Below are 16,041 nucleotides of genomic sequence, written 5' to 3'. Positions count from 1 at the left end.
TGACCCCCGTGTCGGATCGCGTATCAAGAAGTAGTCCATATCACTCTACTACCCCCGGGGGTACCCGGAATCCACCCGAAGGTCCTCTGTGAAAGGGCCGAACGTCCCTACCTCCAGGACACCCTCCCCGAACACATGCACTCACCGCCATGCGCCGAATCTCCGTTGCAGCGTTCTCGATCGTGATGTCGGCATGCACAGGTCTCGGCGCGGTGGACGCGCCATCGCACCCCGCCGGCTACGGCTCCTGCCATCTCGCCCGCCGTTCCGCAAACGGGAGTGATCCTCTACGACGTCTCGAATCTCGTGGACGAAGTTCGGTCCGGCATCGTCACGGTGACGCAGAACAGAGCCACCATCGACATGTTCCTGCGCCGAGACCTGAGCGAGTCGGGTACCGGCACTGGCATCGTCATTGAGGGTCACATCCTCATCAACTTCCATGTCATCGCTGGAGCGGGCCAGGTGGCGATCGTCGGAGAGGACGCCCGGCCACAGGCGACAACGAGTACCAGCAGCGGTTCGGACTGGCGACGAACCAAGGTGTGATCGACGAAGCCGTGCTCCCAACCGCTCCGGCCGACATCACTGGCCTTCAGGTCGGCGACCTCATCATCGCGCCGAACGGAGAACAGGTGACTGATCAGTCGGCCTTCGAGGTAACCATCTCCACACCGCCGAGCTTGGGAACGTGCTCCTGCTGACCGCCGTCCAAGGCCGACAGCGAGGCACGATCGCCGTCACCGCCGACGAGCGCTGAGCCACCTTCCATCTCGCCCATCGAGGGGATATGCCGAACGCAGGAGGACGTCGGGAGTGTTCCAGCGCGTGTTGGGTTCTCCCCCATCGGCCCCGCCCCGGTCACGTTTCCTGCCAGGACGGCCGGCAAAGAAGAGAAGTCGTCCAGCCATCTCCTCCCTCCTCAGGCGGAAGCAGAGCTCGGCCGTCGAAAAAAGCCCGCCGATCGAGCAGCGTTCTGTGCCAAACTGACGCCACCAGAGAAAGGAGGTGGTCTTGGTAAACAGTTTTGACAGGACTCTGGAGGTGGCCGGCCGCTGAAGCGGCCACACTGTCGCTTCTCTCAGGTAGCGACTAACAACCGGACCACCGGGACCTGGAGATCCGCATGCTGGTCCTCATGCGGCGGCTCACTGCCGAAGTGTCTCCGGGTCTTTCTTCGTTTTCACGCAAGAGAAAGACCCGGCCTTCGAGCCGGGTCTTTCGGGAGGGAAGTTGCACTCTTTGTCGAGTTGCATCCACATCATGCGCTCCCACCATGAGAAGAGCCTGAGAGGAAGGTGAGAATCAGGTGAGAACCGGGATCTCGAACCCGACGACCGCACCGCCCCGATTGAACGCGAACACCGTGCCACCGTGGTTCACGACGACCTCCTTGACGATCGACAAACCAAGCCCGGACCCGGGCAGAGACCTTGCTTCGGTCGCCCGATAGAAACGGTCGAAGACGTGGGCAAGATCCTCGCCAGGAATTCCCGGCCCGCGATCGGCCACCTCGACCCTGCCCGGCGAGAGGGTGATCGTTATCGGCGCCTCCGGAGGGCTCCACTTGTGGGCGTTGTCGATCAAGTTCGACACGGCGCGCTGGAGCGAGTTGGGACGCCCCTCGATCTGCCCGGCATCACCCGACACTTCTATCGTCCTTCCGGTCCTCCGCTGTGCTCGCCCAACGACCTCGTTGACCGTCTCGGTGAGATCGACACCCTGCAACGGCTCGTCGCCCGCCTTCGGATCGGTCGCGAGCTCGACCATTTCCCCCACCAGGCTGCTCAACTCACGCATCTCGAAGGACACGTCGTCCATGAGCGCCAGCCGGTCGTCATCACCCATCCCCTCGGCCCGAGCAAGGAACTCGATATTGGTTCGCAGGCTGGTGAGGGGCGTTCGCAATTCGTGTGAGGCGTCGGCAACCAACCTGCGCTGTTGCTCACGCGAGGTCTCCAACGCCTCCAGCATCGTATTGAAGGCTGTGGCAAGACGACCGATCTCGTCGTCGCGGTCGACATCGATCCGCGCTTCGAGGTCCTGCGTTTTCGCAACATGCTCTGCGGTCGCGGTGAGTGCACCCACCGGCGCGAGGCTGCTGTGCGAGACGATCATCCCGAGACCCGCTGCGATCGCAATACCGCCGAGACCGACGAGGCCGAGCACCAAAGCAAGTTTGGCCAGTGTCTGATCGACCTCGGTGAGCGGGCGCGCGTACTGGACCGCCTGGCCGTTGCCGGCCGGGCCCGTCACCATCCTGAGGTGCAGACCGTCGACGAGGACATCGCGAATGATCCCATGCTCGGCGCCCGCGGCGATCGCGACGTCATGACTGGTGACCGGCAGCACGACATCCTGACCAACGGGAATCTCGCTCGACCCGTCGGCGAACACCACCTGCACGTATTGATCCAGACGAAAGAGATCACCGGCAGTGCCGGCGAGCAGCAGCGGACCCATCCGACGCATCATCCCGCTGGCACTCTCGATACGGGTAGCGATCGAGATACGGTCCAGGAGCGACTCGTCGATCACCGCACGCATTTGGGCGCGAGCCAGAAAGAAGGCTGAAGCCGAAACGAGAATCACGGCAAGTGCCACCGCTCCGGTGACCAGCATCGTGAGTCTCGCTCTCAGCTTCATGGCTTGCGGATCACATAGCCGACGCCACGCACGGTGCTGATGAGCCTCGGCTCGCCGCCTTCTTCCATCTTTCGTCGCAGGTAACCGATGTAGACATCCAGAGAGTTCGAACTCGTTCCGAAGTCGTACCCCCAGATTCGCTCGTAGATGACCTCTCTTGTCAAGACCACACCGGCGTTCAAGAGGAGCAACTCGAGGAGATCGAACTCGGTCTTCGTGAGGTTGAGCTCACGATCCCCTCTCATGACCGTGCGCGTCCGCGAATCGAGAGTCAGATCTCCCACCGTCAGCGTCTCGACCCCTTCGGCAGGAATGTTGCGCCGCAGGAGCGCCCGGATGCGCGCCAGCAATTCCTCCAACGCGAACGGCTTGACGAGGTAATCGTCAGCACCCGCGTCGAGACCGGCGACGCGGTCACGAACCTCGTGCCGCGCCGTGAGCATGAGCACCGGAACATCGTTACCGGTGGCCCGGAGCCGACGGCACACAGTGAGACCGTCGATGTGCGGCATCATGACGTCCAGCAGCAGCAAGTCGGGGATGTCTTCGATGAGCACTTCGAGTGCCTCGGCGCCATCCTTGACGGCGGATACGTCGTAGCCCTCGAAGCGCAGAGCGCGCTCCAGCGATTGGCGCACGCCCCGATCATCTTCGGCTATCAGAATTCGGGAACCACTCATGTTGAACAACTGTACCGGGGAGGCTTAGGAAGATGGTGAGAGGACAATGAGAAACGGGTGAGAAGGAGGCCGACGAGATCCGACCCTCGACCCGGTGCGATCCGCAAGATCCCTCTACCATCCGAGCATGGCACCGGAAGCCCTCATCGAGATGATCCGCTCTTCTGTGATCGGCGCCGATACGGCGATCGACGGTCCGTTCGGCCCTCGGCGAGTCACCTATGCCGACTACACCGCCTCTGGGAAGCCGCTGTCGTTCATCGAGGACTACATCCACGATGTGGTCCTGCCGTTCTATGCCAATACCCATACCGAGACGTCCGGAACCGGACTCCAGACAACTCGATTCCGCGAAGAGGCGAGATCGATCATCAAGAGATGCCTCGGCGGCAACGATGACGAGCACGCCGTCATCTTCTGTGGGTCGGGGTCGACCGGAGCGATCGACAAGCTGACCACGATCCTGGGCATCCGGATCCCGGCCGAGCTCGACGAGCGCCACCATCTCACAGACCACATTCCGTCAAAGAACAGGCCGGTCGTCTTCGTCGGCCCGTACGAGCATCATTCCAACGAACTCCCCTGGCTCGAATCGATTGCCGACGTTGTCGAGATCCGCGAAGACGACGACGGCCACATCGACCTCGGACACCTCGAGGAGATGCTCGTCGAGTACCAAGACCGTCCTCTGCGGATCGGCAGCTTCTCCGCCGCTTCCAACGTCACAGGCATCATCACCGACACCTCGGCGGTCTCGTCGATACTGCACCGTCACGGAGCCTTGTCGTTTTGGGATTTCGCGGCCGCGGCACCCTATGTCGCGGTCGAACTGCGATCCCCGGACACCCACGGTGACGACTACAAGGACGCCGTGTTCATCTCTCCGCACAAGTTCATCGGTGGGCCACAGACGCCCGGTGTGCTCGCCGTACGTCGAGACCTCCTCTGCAACCGAGTTCCGTCGGTACCGGGCGGGGGGACCGTCAGCTACGTGAGCTCGTTCGAGCATCACTACCTCCGCAACCAGGAGCACCGTGAGGAAGGCGGCACACCGGCGATCGTCGAGTCGATCAGAGCCGGACTCGTCTTCCAACTCAAAGAGGCGGTCGGGCCCGACGAGATCCGGCGCCGTGAGTCCGCGTTCATCCGCAGGGCAATCGATTCATGGCGAAACGATCCGAACATCCGCATCCTCGGCAACCCTGACGCCGATCGGCTCTCGATCGTGTCCTTCGTGCTGCGCGCCCCGGAACGCTTCGGAGTCGATCGGTGGCTCCACCACAACTACGTGGTTGCGCTGCTGAACGACCTCTTCGGTATTCAGGCACGTGGAGGTTGCTCCTGCGCCGGGCCGTACGGACATCGTCTCCTCGGCATCGATGACAAGATGAGCCGCCGACTCGAGAAGGAAGTCGAGGACGGCTGCGAGGTCATCAAACCGGGATGGGCTCGCGTGAACTTCAACTACTTCATCAGCGAGATTGAGTTTTCCTACATCGTCGAGGCAGTGCACCTCATAGCCGGCAATGGATGGCGAATCCTGAGCCAGTACGACGTCGACCCCGCCACCGCAGTGTGGCGGCATCGGTCAGAGACCGGCGCACCTCCGATGGCACTCGCCGACATCACCTACGACGGAACGACGATGGCTTACCCACAACGTCGGCTGGTCGAATCCGTCGATCGCCTTCCGACCTACCTGTCTGCAGCGCGTCGGATCCTCGGGCGCTCGCCGGCACCGTCCGATGGCCGGCCGATCGGCCTGTCACCCTCCGCAGAAGCCATGCGCTGGTTCCCCCTTCCCCAGGAGGCGCAGACCGTCATACGCTGATCCGCGTCCCGGTCTGCTCGCCCATCGAGCACAGGGCGCCCCACCGGCGAAGGGGATCACCACTCATTTCCTTCCCGAACAAGTTCCCAACGAAGTGATGCGAGAAAGGCCGGCGTGTCCGGCGTAGGTTTTCTCACGACATTCTCATGCTCCCTTCACACGCCGTTTAGCCCGGTACGCGATCGTGATTCTGGATACTCCTGAGAGGAAGCCCATGAGCATCAGATTTGTCACGCTGGTGACGACCTTCGGGCTGATCGCAGCAGCGTGCGGTGGAGGGGGCACGAGCGGTGACGCGGTGGCGTCGCTCGACGACACCACACCCGGAAGCAGCACCACGACGACGGCCGCGGTCGATTTCGAGCAGGCGATGCTCGACTTCACGGCATGCCTTCGTGAGCAAGGGATAGAGATCGACGATCCGACCGTCGACGCAAACGGCAACCTGCGGCTCTCGCGTCCCACCAACTTCGATCCCAACGACCGGGAACTCTTCCAGAAGGCACGGGACGCATGCGGTCCAATTCTCGAGCGAGTCGCCATCGGGTTCCGCCAGGAGGACCGGACACAGCTCGAAGACACGTTCGTCGAGTATGCGGCCTGCATGCGTGAGAACGGCTACGACATGCCGGACCCGGACTTCTCCAACGTCGGTGTCCCCGGATCCGAGAACGGTCAGCCTCGCGGACCCTTCGCCGATATCGACTCGAGCGATCCGGCCTTCATCGAAGCCAACGCCGCCTGCCAGAGTATCTTCACGAATCTCCCCGGCTTCCTTGGGGGGACCAGGGGCGCCATCGGACCGGGAGGGGGAGGCAGCTGATGGGACGAGCAGGACGCCGGATTGCCGCCATTGCCGTGATCCTGATCGCCGGAGGAGCCGGCATCTGGTACTCCCTCCAGGGTGGAACGGAGAACGCGACGGCCACGACCACCAGAACCCTCCGATTCGCGGAAGCGACGGTCACCGACCTCGAACAGACCGAGACCGTGAGCGGAACCCTCGGCTACACGTCCACAGACACGATTCTGAATCGTCTCAATGGAACCCTCGTCTCCTCCGTCGACGATGACTCGACCCTCGAGCAAGGAGACACCCTCTTCGTCATCAACGACCAGCCTGTCACCCTCCTGTACGGTGATTCGCCGGCGTGGCGTCCGATGCGAAAGGGCAGCGAGGGCGCCGACGTGACACAGCTGGAAGACGCGCTCGTAGCTCTCGGCTATGACCCTGACGGCAACGTGACCATCGACGAGGAGTTCACGTCGTACACCCGAACGATGGTCAAGGATTGGCAAGAGGACATCGGCGCCCCCGTCGATGGGATCGTCGACCTCGGCGAGGTCGTGTTCCTTCCCGGACCGGTGCGAGTCGCGGGTACGCTCGTTCAGCTGGGCTCAGGGGTCCATGACGGGACACCTATGCTGTCCACATCTTCGAGTGATCCCGTGGTCACCGTGACCCTCGACCCTTCGGACGAAGGACTGTTCGAAGTGGACGACCGTGTCACGGTGACGCTTCCCGACGGGTCTGACATGGGCGGAATCGTTACATCACTCGATACGAGCATCGGCCAAGGCGGGGCAACATCGACATCGGTGACGATCTCTCTGGACGATCCGAAGGCAACGGCGAGTTTCGGGAACTCGGTTGTCGACGTCAGCATCGTCACCGACGCGGCGTACGACGTGCTGGCCGTACCGGTGACCGCGCTGCTCGCACTCTCCGAAGGCGGATACGCCGTGGAGATCGACGATGGCGGTTCGACCCATCTCGTGGCAGTCGAGCCGGGCATGTACGCCGACGGACTCGTCGAGATCACCTCCGGTGAGCTGACTGCAGGCGACCGGGTCGTGGTTCCGTGACGGGGCCCACCGGCCCTACGGCCGTCTTGTCACTCTCCAATGTGGTCAAGACGTACACCGGCACACCGCCGGTACCGGCGCTTCGCGGCATCGACCTGCAGATCCGCTCCGGTGAACTCGTCTCCGTCGTCGGACCATCCGGCTCGGGCAAGTCGACGCTGCTTCACATCATGGGGACGCTCGACCGACCTTCATCCGGTCAGATCCATGTCGCCGGCTACGACATCGCCACACTGTCGGACAAGCAGATGTCGGCGCTGCGCTCGCGTCACATCGGCTTCGTCTTCCAGCAGTTCTTCCTTCTCAGCGACTACACGGCACTCGACAACGTTGCGGACGGCCTTCTCTACACAGGGATTCCGGCCTCGAAACGCCGCGAGATGGCCGTCGCGGCGCTCGAGCGTGTCGGACTCGGGCACCGTCTCGGCCAAGTATCGAACAAACTGTCCGGTGGCGAACGGCAGCGGGTTGCCGTCGCCAGGGCCATCGTCGGGAATCCGGCCATCGTCCTCGCCGACGAGCCGACCGGAAACCTCGACACGCGCTCCAGCGACGCCATCGTCGAACTCCTCGAAGACCTCAATACCGACGGAGTCACGATCGTTGTAATCACCCACAACCGCGAGATCGCCGAACAGATGCCCCGCCGCGTGGGCATCAGGGACGGCATCATCGACTACGACACCGGAGTCGCAGCCTGATGGCGAACGACCTGACTCCGTCCAAGCTGCACATCGGCGATGTGTTCCGCACGGCCACGGTGGGCCTTCGCACACGCAAGTTGCGTGCGGCTCTGTCGATGCTCGGCATCATGATCGGCATCGCGGCAATCGTCGGCGTGCTCGGACTCTCCGAGTCGAGCAAGTCGGACCTGCTGGCCAAACTCGATCGGCTTGGCACAAACCTCCTCACCGTGGAAGCCGGCCAGGGAATCGGAATCGGCAGAGGTGAACTTCCGGACACGGCCGTCTCCATGATCGAGCGGATCGGACCGGTGCAGGCCGTCTCCTCGGTCAGCAACGTCGACGCAAAGGTCTATCGCACCGACTACGTGCCCTCGACGCAAAGCGGTGGGATCACCGTCAAGGCGGCGAACCCGAACCTTCTCGACACGCTCCAAGGCACCGTTGCCGACGGCACGTTCCTCGACGAGCAAGGCTCCTATCCAACAGTTGTCCTCGGTGCCGTGGCAGCAGAACGGCTCGGGATCTCCAGCTTGGACGCCGGCCCGAAGGTATGGCTTGGGGATCAATGGTTCGCCGTGCGGGGGATCCTCGACCCGCTGGATCTGAGCCCCGATCTCGATCGTGCAGCGATCGTGCCACTGCAGGCCGCCGAAACCTACCTCGGCGCCGACGGGGTGCCGAGCACCGTCTATGTGAGAACCACCCCGGATCAGGTCGACGCGGTCATGGGTGTGCTCGCCGCGACGACCAACCCGGAGAACCCGGAAGAAGTGGAAGTCTCCCGGCCGACCGATGCTCTCGAAGCACGCGAAGCGGCGGACGATGCCCTCACCGCTCTCTTCTTGGGACTCGGCGCCATAGCGCTCCTCGTCGGAGGCGTCGGCATCGCGAACGTAATGGTGATCTCGGTGCTGGAGCGCCGATCCGAGATCGGGCTTCGAAGAGCTCTCGGCGCAACCCGGCGGCACGTGGCACTCCAATTCCTCGGAGAGTCGTTCTTGCTCTCGGCGGCCGGCGGACTGGGAGGAGTTGCCCTCGGCGCCGGGGTCACGGCCGCCTACTCGCAGCTGAAAGGATGGACGACGCTGATCCCGACGATCTCGTGGGTCGGCGGGCTGGGCGCCGCTCTGGCCATCGGAGCGATCGCCGGCCTATACCCCGCCATGCGGGCCGCGAGGATGTCACCGACCGAAGCGCTGCGAACCGGCTAGGGAGGGGTCAGTCGTCAGTCATCAGAGTGTTCCCACCACGGGTGCCGCGACGGAAGAGCTGATTACCGAGAACTGAGAACTCGCTGCTGGAGACTCACGGGCGTGGGAACCGGCAACTCACTGAACGCCGGCCGCCGGATTCACACCTCGCGGTGCGCATGCCCCCACACCGCGAACCACAACAGCCCCACGGTCAGAAGCACCGTCACGATCGCCGCCTTCGTGAAATCGCCCGGAGAGGCGTCTCGGGCAAGATCACTCATCGCAGAGATCAGTGACGTGGGCACCCACTCGGCCACGCCACGAATCAGACCGACCAGCGGAAGCAGCAGTAGGACAACGATGGAGATCAGGACCGTCCCAAGCGTGTTCTTGGACCGAGAGGACACGCCAGCGACCACCGACACGACGAACAAGAGTGCCAGGACCCCGTAGCCGATGCCGGCAAACATGCCTCCCGCGGGAAGACCACCGAGGAGCACACCTGTCTCATACCACGCCGCGCCGGTCCCCAGCAGGAACGCTCCGGTGGCTGCGACGACGCTGACGACGTACCGCGGGGCGAGCAACCGGGCCATCCCGTCGACGCGCGTACGGAGGAACGTTGCCATCTCCGGTTTCATCACGAACGCGCCGGCAGTGACGACCACCACGACCAGAATGCCCAGCTGCGCGATGTTCCCGACGTACTGGGCAATCCCATCGGCAGGAGTCGGGGGCGGCAGTTTGATGACCGCACCTTCCTGCAGCTGTGCGGTCCGGGCCAGAATCTCGTTGAGGTAGCGAGCGCTGAGGGGGCCGACAAACCCGAAGAAGAGATACACACCCACCAGGACGATCCATCGCTTGGTGCGCCACAATCGAAGCCACTCCAGCCGCCAGAGGTTCATCCGGTCAGCTCCAGGAATACTTCTTCGAGCGTTGCGGCCTCCGGAGCGATCGACACGACACGCGCCTCCGCTCCCGCAAGCACACCCGCAAGATGTCGCTCCGCAGCCTCCAGCGAACTCACCGACACGCGCACATCACCATCGCCGAGCACGGCAACATGCCGTACCCAGGCCTCCGATTCGAGAGCAACAACCACAGGCCCAATTGGAGGCCGAAGACGCACCCGGTACGCGGGTGCCGCCCGGCCGCTCAACAGTTCACCGATCGGCCCCTGGAACCGAAGGCGGCCATGATCCAAGATTCCCACCGTGTCACAGACCTCTTGTACATCGGAGAGGATGTGACTCGAAAACACGACGGTCGCTTCTCCACGAATCTTCGTAACGAGATCCAGCACCTCTCGACGGCCGGCCGGATCGAGTGCGGCCGACGGCTCATCGAGAAGAAGCAGTTTTGGTTCGGCCACGACGGTTGCCGCAAGTCCGAGGCGTTGAAGCATGCCGCGTGAGTACCCGCCAACCTTCTGCCCCGCCGCGTCGATGAGTCCGGTCAGCTCCAGAACCTCTCCTACGCGTGACTCGGCGATCGAGCGCTCTGACAGGTTCCGAGCGAGATCGACGACCTCTCGACCGGTCAGCCACTTGTCGAACTGCGGGGTGTCCGGAAGCACGGCCCTCTCGGCCAGAGAAACACCCAGATGCACCGACCCGGCCGTCGGGCGCCGCAGTCCGGAGAGGATCGCGAGCAGCGTCGTCTTGCCCGCGCCGTTCGGCCCGACCAATCCGTACACCGAGCCCTCACTCACCTCGAGATCGATCCCCACCAAGGCGGTCGTGGAGCCGTACTCCTTGACGAGGCCGGTGGTCTGAACGATCACGGACTTCCCTCTTCCCGGCCGATCAACAGATAGACGATGCCCCCGGCGGGCACGGAGATGATGCAGATGACCGCCCACAGCCACTTGGGGAGATATCGCACGTTCGATCGGGCGATATCGATCCAGCAGTAGACGACGAAGGCGAGGGAAAGCGCTATCACCGGAGCCAAGGCTGCCCACGGAATTGCCAAAGAACTTCCTTTCGTCGATCACCAAATCATAGCCTTGCAGGAACGGCCGGATATGGTGAGCCTCGATGGACCTGCCCGACTACATCCAACGCAACCGCAGCGCGTGGAACGACTCCGCCGGCGACTACGTCGCAGCCGGGGAACGCAACTGGGCGAGCGAACCGTCGTGGGGTGTCTGGGACATGGCCGAGACCGAACTCGGGCTCCTCCCCGACATCGACAGCAAGGATGCGCTCGAAGATGGTTGCGGGACTGCGTACGTCTCCGCTTGGCCGGCCATCCGAAGAGATCTGGAAGGCCCGCAAACGGACGTGATCATTCCGATTTCGAGTGTCGGATCCCGGATGGACACAGATGCACGAGCACGTCGACCACCTCGGGGAACGCCTCACGAACCTGTTCCATGACGGCCCTGCTCATGCGGTGCCCCTCCTCGACGGTGGCATCGGGGTCGACTTCTGCGTGCAGGTCGACGAACACCTCCGACATCGAGCCTCGGGTCCGAACCGAATGACATCCCTGCACACCCTCCACGGTGCTCACGACCCGGCAGACTTCGTCTGCTTCGAGACGTGCCCGATCCGAGAACGTCGCTTCGGCACGTGCGAGAACGGAGATCGCGGTGCGTACGATGGCCAAGGCCACGAGAAGTGCGATGATCGGGTCGGCCGCCGGATAGCCGAGCCGGACGGCCACGAGGCTCCCGATCACACCGAGGCTGACGATGATGTCCGAGGCGGTGTCGCTGGCGTCGGCGAGCAAGAGATCGCTGCCCACCCGCTTGCCGACGCGACGCTCGCATATCGTCACCCCGATGTTCACCGCCAGCGTCACCAACATCACGATGAACGAGATCGAGGTGACGACGGGTGGCTGAGCACCGCTGGTGAGTCCTTCGATGGCGCTGCGGCCGACCTCCCATGCAACGACGACCAGTACCCCTCCGATCGCTGCCGCAGCGTACGTCTCGTACTTGCCGTGGCCGTACGGATGCCCCTCATCCGGAGGTCGCGCGGCGATGGCCATCCCGAGCAATCCGATCACGTTGGACAATCCATCGAAGAGTGAGTGGAACCCGTCCGCGGTCATCGCCACCGATCCCGAAACCACCCCGTAGCCGAGCTTGGCGCCGGCGACCGCCAGATTCAGGCCGAGAACGATCCACAAGGTCTTGCGTACGGTGTGGATTCGTTCGGCGCGCACGTTCACGGCCCGCAGGATACCCACAGAGAGGCACGCCTCACACGGGTCGGAGCAGCTTCCACAGGGCGCTGGATCCGTACCAGGGAACCTCTCTGCTGCTCACCGGTGGAAGGCCCTGCCGATTGTGACGGCAGACACCCGAACGATCACCTGGCCGCCGGCGTGTCGGGACAGGACGCTGCAGCGTCGTTCCACAGCGTCCACGACATGGAGTAGGGACGCGAAACGATCCGAGGTAACAGGCTCTCATGGCGATCAGTCCTCCTTTTCCACCCCGATCGGCTCATCGGACCACAGGCGACGCAACTCCTTGCTGGACTCCATCAGCTCGTCGAGAGTCCCCGCGGCAGAGACACGGCCCCCCTCCAGCACGATGATCTGATCGGCCTGCCGAAGCGCTGCCCGACGGTGGGACACGACGAGACTGGTTGCCTCTTCGCGATCAGCAAACATACGTTCCCACAGGGTGCGTTCCGTATCCACGTCGAGTGCACTCGACAGGTCGTCGAACACGTACAGCTCCGGTTGCCGCACAAACATACGTGCCGCTGCAGTGCGCTGGACCTGTCCGCCGGACAGTCGAACTCCAAGCGCGCCGATCTGCGTCTCCAGGCCTTCCGGCATGGCGGCGACATCCGGCTCGAGTACGGCGGCATGCATCGCCGCGACCATCGCATCGTCATCGACCGGCAAGCCCATCGCGAGGTTGTCCCTCAGGCTCATCGAGAACAGCAACGGGATCTGCGGGGTGTATGCGCTGCGGGGCGGCACAAAGAACGTAGCCGGGTCGTCGACACGACGACCGTTCCAGAAGATCTCCCCGCCGCCGGCATCGAGCAGTCCCAGGAGTGCCCTCACCAGCGTCGTCTTGCCGGCACCGATCCTCCCGGTGATGACTGTGAAACTTCCCCGCTCGAGCGTCATGTCGATGTTCTCGATCCCGTTGCCGGTCCCGGGGTATCGATACGTGAGTCCGCGCACCTCGAGTCGCTCGAGAGGCTCTCGCTCCGGAGGGTCGGGGAGGGGCGGGACATCGCCCGTGAGATGCAGCGTTCGGGGCGCCACCATCCGGTCCGCTGGTGCGCCTTGCAGCAGTTCATACAGACGATCGAACGCTACAGACGACTGGCGAAGCCTCGCGATGAACAGCCCGATGAAATGCACCATATCGGTCGCGAACGTCAGGAAATACACGAAGATCGCGAAGTCGCCGACCGTAAACGTCCCCTCGGGGCTCATGGTGCCCGCGGCCAGGATCAAGATGATCCCGGTCCCGATGTTGACCGTGTTCCAGAAAATCGATTCGAGGATCGCGGTGAACACTCGATCTCTGACCGCGACGACCTTCCGCTCGTCGTTGAGTCTGCGGAAGTGGCCGATCATGCCTTCTTCGGCCCCGGCCACCTTGATCGCCTGCACCGATCGGAACATCTCCCCGATTGCACCGGTCACGCGACCGGTCGCTTCACGAGCCGCTATCCGGTACGCGCGAATACGGGTGCCCGCTCGCTCGGCGGCAACGATCACCAACACCAACGGGATGAAGACGATGAGAGTGATGTGCGCGTTGATCGACGACAGGATTCCCACCGCAACCGCTGCGAACGTCACCGTGCCAATCATGTCGGTCGTCCACGAAATCGTCTCCGCAACTTGATCTACGTCGTCGCGGAAGCGACTGATCGCCTCCCCCGGCGAGTCGGGGATCGCACGAGCGCCGGGAAGTTCGAGGATCCGCTCGAGCAGATTCCTGCGGAGTAACGCTGCGACTCGGAAACGGAAGTTCTCGTCGTTGAACATCCCGAACTGGATGACGCAGACACGGGCGACCGCGTAGGCGCCGAGGAACGCTATCAGCGTTCCCACGGTGAAGCCTGCCGTCTGGTCTCCGGTGATGCGGTCGAAGAAGGCCTTCGTGATCAGCCCAGGTATCACCGGCATTACCCATACCGTCGCCCATGCGGCAACGTTCCCGAGGTAACGAACCGGCTGTGACCGAATCAGCCTCCACATCAGATGGAGGGTCAAGCGGTCGCGTTTCATTCGAGCACCTCCTCCATGCCGGCCCGCAGGAAGAACGAGAACCGAGAGTCGGGGTCTTGCGCGAGTGCTTCGCGGCTTCCGAACTCCACGACCTTGCCGCCTTCGAGGATGAGGATGTCGTCGGCGCGCGTCACCGTTGAGAGCCGATGGGCAATCAAGATCCCGGTTCTACCGGCCATGAGACGGTCGACGGCACGCTCGATGAGTTGCTCGGTTGCCGGATCGAGCCTCGACGACGCCTCGTCCAGAATGACCAGGCCGGGGTCTCGAAGGAAGATGCGGGTGAAAGCGAGAAGCTGCGCCTCGCCCGCGGACAATCCGCCGCCTCCGGCCTCGAGAGTCGTGTCGAGACCCTGGGGCAGGGCCTGCACCCACTCGGACAGCTTGAGCTCGTCGAGGACCGCGTGGATCTGCCGATCGTCGATCTCCGGGGCGAAGAAGGTCAGGTTGTCCCGAACCGTCGCATGGAAGAGCTGGACGTCCTGCGTGACCATTCCCACCCGCCGGCGCAAATCCGCCATATCCGTGTGTCGCAGCGTCACGTCCCCAAGCGTCACCGTGCCCTCGACGGGGTCATACAGGCGCGTCAGAAGTCTGGCCAGCGTCGTCTTCCCGCTGCCGGTACGCCCAAGTACGCCAAGAACCCTTCCAGCTCGAAGCGCAACGGTGAGATCGTGCAGAACGATCTCGCCGGATCCGTCGTCTCCATCGTGGTAGGCGAACGAGACACCCCGGAACGCCACCGAGAGCGCACCGGCGGGAAGCAGCATCGTTCCGTCCAGCGGCAGACGCGACTCGAGGGCGAAGAGGGCTTCGACCCTGGTGAGGGCCGCGGAAGCCTTCTGAAGATCCTGCATCTGGGTGCGAATGCGATCCATGGGCTGTCGCATCAGTTCGCTGTAGGAGAAGACCAGGTACACCGAGCCGATGCTCAACGCCCCCGCTCCGAAGAACCTGGAGCCCAGCCAGTACACCAATGCGGTGAGCGCAGAGAACAGCAGGACGTTGGTCGACCACAGATGTGCCCACCCCATGAAGCCACGAACGGAAGCGGGGAGCCATTCGCGCAGGTGCCGGGTGAACCGCTCGACGATGAACGCGACACCACCGTTTGCCCGTGCGTCCTCGGTCCCGCCGAGTTGCTCACCAAGGAATCCGTAGAACTCGGCGCTCTTCTGACGAACGCGTTTCCACCACGGCATCGCAACAGCCTGGATACTCACCATTCCTACGAGCGCCGTCACGGCGAACACCGAGATCCCCATGCCGATCCACACGTTCTCTCTGAACAAGAGCACCAGGATTCCGAGGAGGAGCACCAGGTTCCCGGCGACGTGGATGACGAACTGGGAGAAGAAGTTCGACAGGGCTGTGATGTCTCCGTCGATCCGCTCGATGAGCTCCCCAGAGGTGTGGGACTTGTGGAATCCCATGTCGAGGTGAAGGAGATGGCCGGCCAGATCACCACGCAGTTCGTTCGTCGCCGCCCACCCCACCGTTTCCGCCAGGAAGGTGGCAAAGACGGAGAATGCCTGTTGCGCCACCGCCAACGCCATGAACACCACCGCCAGGACAACGAGAGCAGAACGAGGCGAACCCGACGTTGCTCCGTCGATGAATCGTCGCACGATCTGCGGATTGACCAGCTGAAAGGTGATCCCCGCGAGTAGCAGCAGGGTGAGCGCGACAACACGACCGCGCAGCGGCCGCAGATAGCCAACGAGCAGAGTCAGATACCGACGAAGCATGAGAGGAGAAGGCTACCGGTCGGCACCTCCGGGAACGGCCGAATATTCTCCCGCCACCCACCCACACCTCCGCCGAAGGGACGTCGACAACCCGGCGTACAGGGAACGCGCTCGCCGTAATCGTGCTGTCATGAAGGGGGCCAACAGCTTGCAAATGCAAGCACATAG

General features: G+C 63.3%; 14 protein-coding genes. 6 read left to right on the top strand and 8 right to left on the bottom strand.

Annotated features, from left to right (window positions below; translation table 11 throughout):
• Positions 1-279 precede the first annotated feature (279 nt).
• Positions 280-549: a hypothetical protein gene (locus GWP04_02155; GenBank protein ID NIA24353.1), complete on the top strand. Its 270-nt coding sequence runs from the start codon at positions 280-282 to the stop codon at positions 547-549.
• A gap of 756 nt (positions 550-1,305) precedes the next feature.
• Here GWP04_02155 and GWP04_02150 read toward each other — a convergent pair.
• Both GWP04_02150 and GWP04_02145 read right to left on the bottom strand, forming a co-directional pair.
• Entirely contained in the window at positions 1,306-2,646 is a 1,341-nt protein-coding gene (locus GWP04_02150) for a HAMP domain-containing protein (protein ID NIA24352.1), read from the bottom strand.
• On the bottom strand, positions 2,643-3,326 hold the full coding sequence (locus tag GWP04_02145) for a response regulator (GenBank protein NIA24351.1): 684 nt from the start codon (positions 3,324-3,326) through the stop codon (positions 2,643-2,645). The genes GWP04_02150 and GWP04_02145 overlap by 4 nt, the downstream gene beginning before the upstream one ends.
• A 127-nt stretch (positions 3,327-3,453) precedes the next feature.
• Between GWP04_02145 and GWP04_02140 the strand changes: the two genes are divergently transcribed.
• The 5 genes from GWP04_02140 to GWP04_02120 all read left to right on the top strand — a co-directional run bounded on the left by GWP04_02140 (position 3,454) and on the right by GWP04_02120 (position 8,920).
• A complete protein-coding gene (locus GWP04_02140; protein ID NIA24350.1) occupies positions 3,454-5,157 on the top strand; it encodes an aminotransferase class V-fold PLP-dependent enzyme in 1,704 nt (567 codons plus the stop codon).
• A gap of 214 nt (positions 5,158-5,371) precedes the next feature.
• Positions 5,372-5,980 carry a hypothetical protein gene (locus GWP04_02135; protein NIA24349.1) on the top strand — a complete coding sequence of 203 codons (609 nt, stop codon included), beginning with the start codon at positions 5,372-5,374 and terminating at the stop codon, positions 5,978-5,980.
• Entirely contained in the window at positions 5,980-7,023 is a 1,044-nt protein-coding gene (locus GWP04_02130; GenBank protein NIA24348.1) for an efflux RND transporter periplasmic adaptor subunit, read from the top strand. Before GWP04_02135 ends, GWP04_02130 begins: the two co-directional genes overlap by 1 nt.
• Positions 7,020-7,724: an ATP-binding cassette domain-containing protein gene (locus GWP04_02125; protein ID NIA24347.1), complete on the top strand. Its 705-nt coding sequence runs from the start codon at positions 7,020-7,022 to the stop codon at positions 7,722-7,724. Before GWP04_02130 ends, GWP04_02125 begins: the two co-directional genes overlap by 4 nt.
• Complete coding sequence (locus GWP04_02120; GenBank protein ID NIA24346.1) at positions 7,721-8,920, top strand: FtsX-like permease family protein; 1,200 nt, start codon at positions 7,721-7,723, stop codon at positions 8,918-8,920. The genes GWP04_02125 and GWP04_02120 overlap by 4 nt, the downstream gene beginning before the upstream one ends.
• A gap of 140 nt (positions 8,921-9,060) precedes the next feature.
• Here the strand turns inward: GWP04_02120 and GWP04_02115 are convergent, their stop codons facing one another.
• The 6 genes from GWP04_02115 to GWP04_02090 form a co-directional block, all read right to left on the bottom strand.
• A complete protein-coding gene (locus GWP04_02115) occupies positions 9,061-9,810 on the bottom strand; it encodes a hypothetical protein (GenBank protein NIA24345.1) in 750 nt (249 codons plus the stop codon).
• Entirely contained in the window at positions 9,807-10,688 is an 882-nt protein-coding gene (locus GWP04_02110; GenBank protein ID NIA24344.1) for an ATP-binding cassette domain-containing protein, read from the bottom strand. The genes GWP04_02115 and GWP04_02110 overlap by 4 nt, the downstream gene beginning before the upstream one ends.
• Positions 10,685-10,879 carry a hypothetical protein gene (locus GWP04_02105; GenBank protein NIA24343.1) on the bottom strand — a complete coding sequence of 65 codons (195 nt, stop codon included), beginning with the start codon at positions 10,877-10,879 and terminating at the stop codon, positions 10,685-10,687. Before GWP04_02105 ends, GWP04_02110 begins: the two co-directional genes overlap by 4 nt.
• Before the next feature lie 315 nt (positions 10,880-11,194).
• Complete coding sequence (locus GWP04_02100; GenBank protein ID NIA24342.1) at positions 11,195-12,106, bottom strand: cation diffusion facilitator family transporter; 912 nt, start codon at positions 12,104-12,106, stop codon at positions 11,195-11,197.
• 231 nt (positions 12,107-12,337) lie between these two features.
• Positions 12,338-14,125: an ATP-binding cassette domain-containing protein gene (locus GWP04_02095; protein NIA24341.1), complete on the bottom strand. Its 1,788-nt coding sequence runs from the start codon at positions 14,123-14,125 to the stop codon at positions 12,338-12,340.
• Positions 14,122-15,873, bottom strand: coding sequence for an ATP-binding cassette domain-containing protein (locus GWP04_02090; protein ID NIA24340.1), 1,752 nt, complete (start codon positions 15,871-15,873; stop codon positions 14,122-14,124). The genes GWP04_02095 and GWP04_02090 overlap by 4 nt, the downstream gene beginning before the upstream one ends.
• Positions 15,874-16,041 lie beyond the last annotated feature (168 nt).

This window comes from Gammaproteobacteria bacterium (assembly GCA_011682695.1).
GTDB lineage: Bacteria > Actinomycetota > Acidimicrobiia > Spongiisociales > UBA4744 > BMS3Bbin01.
Note: the sequence above shows the minus strand (reverse complement) of the source record. Positions and strands in the feature narration are given on the sequence as shown.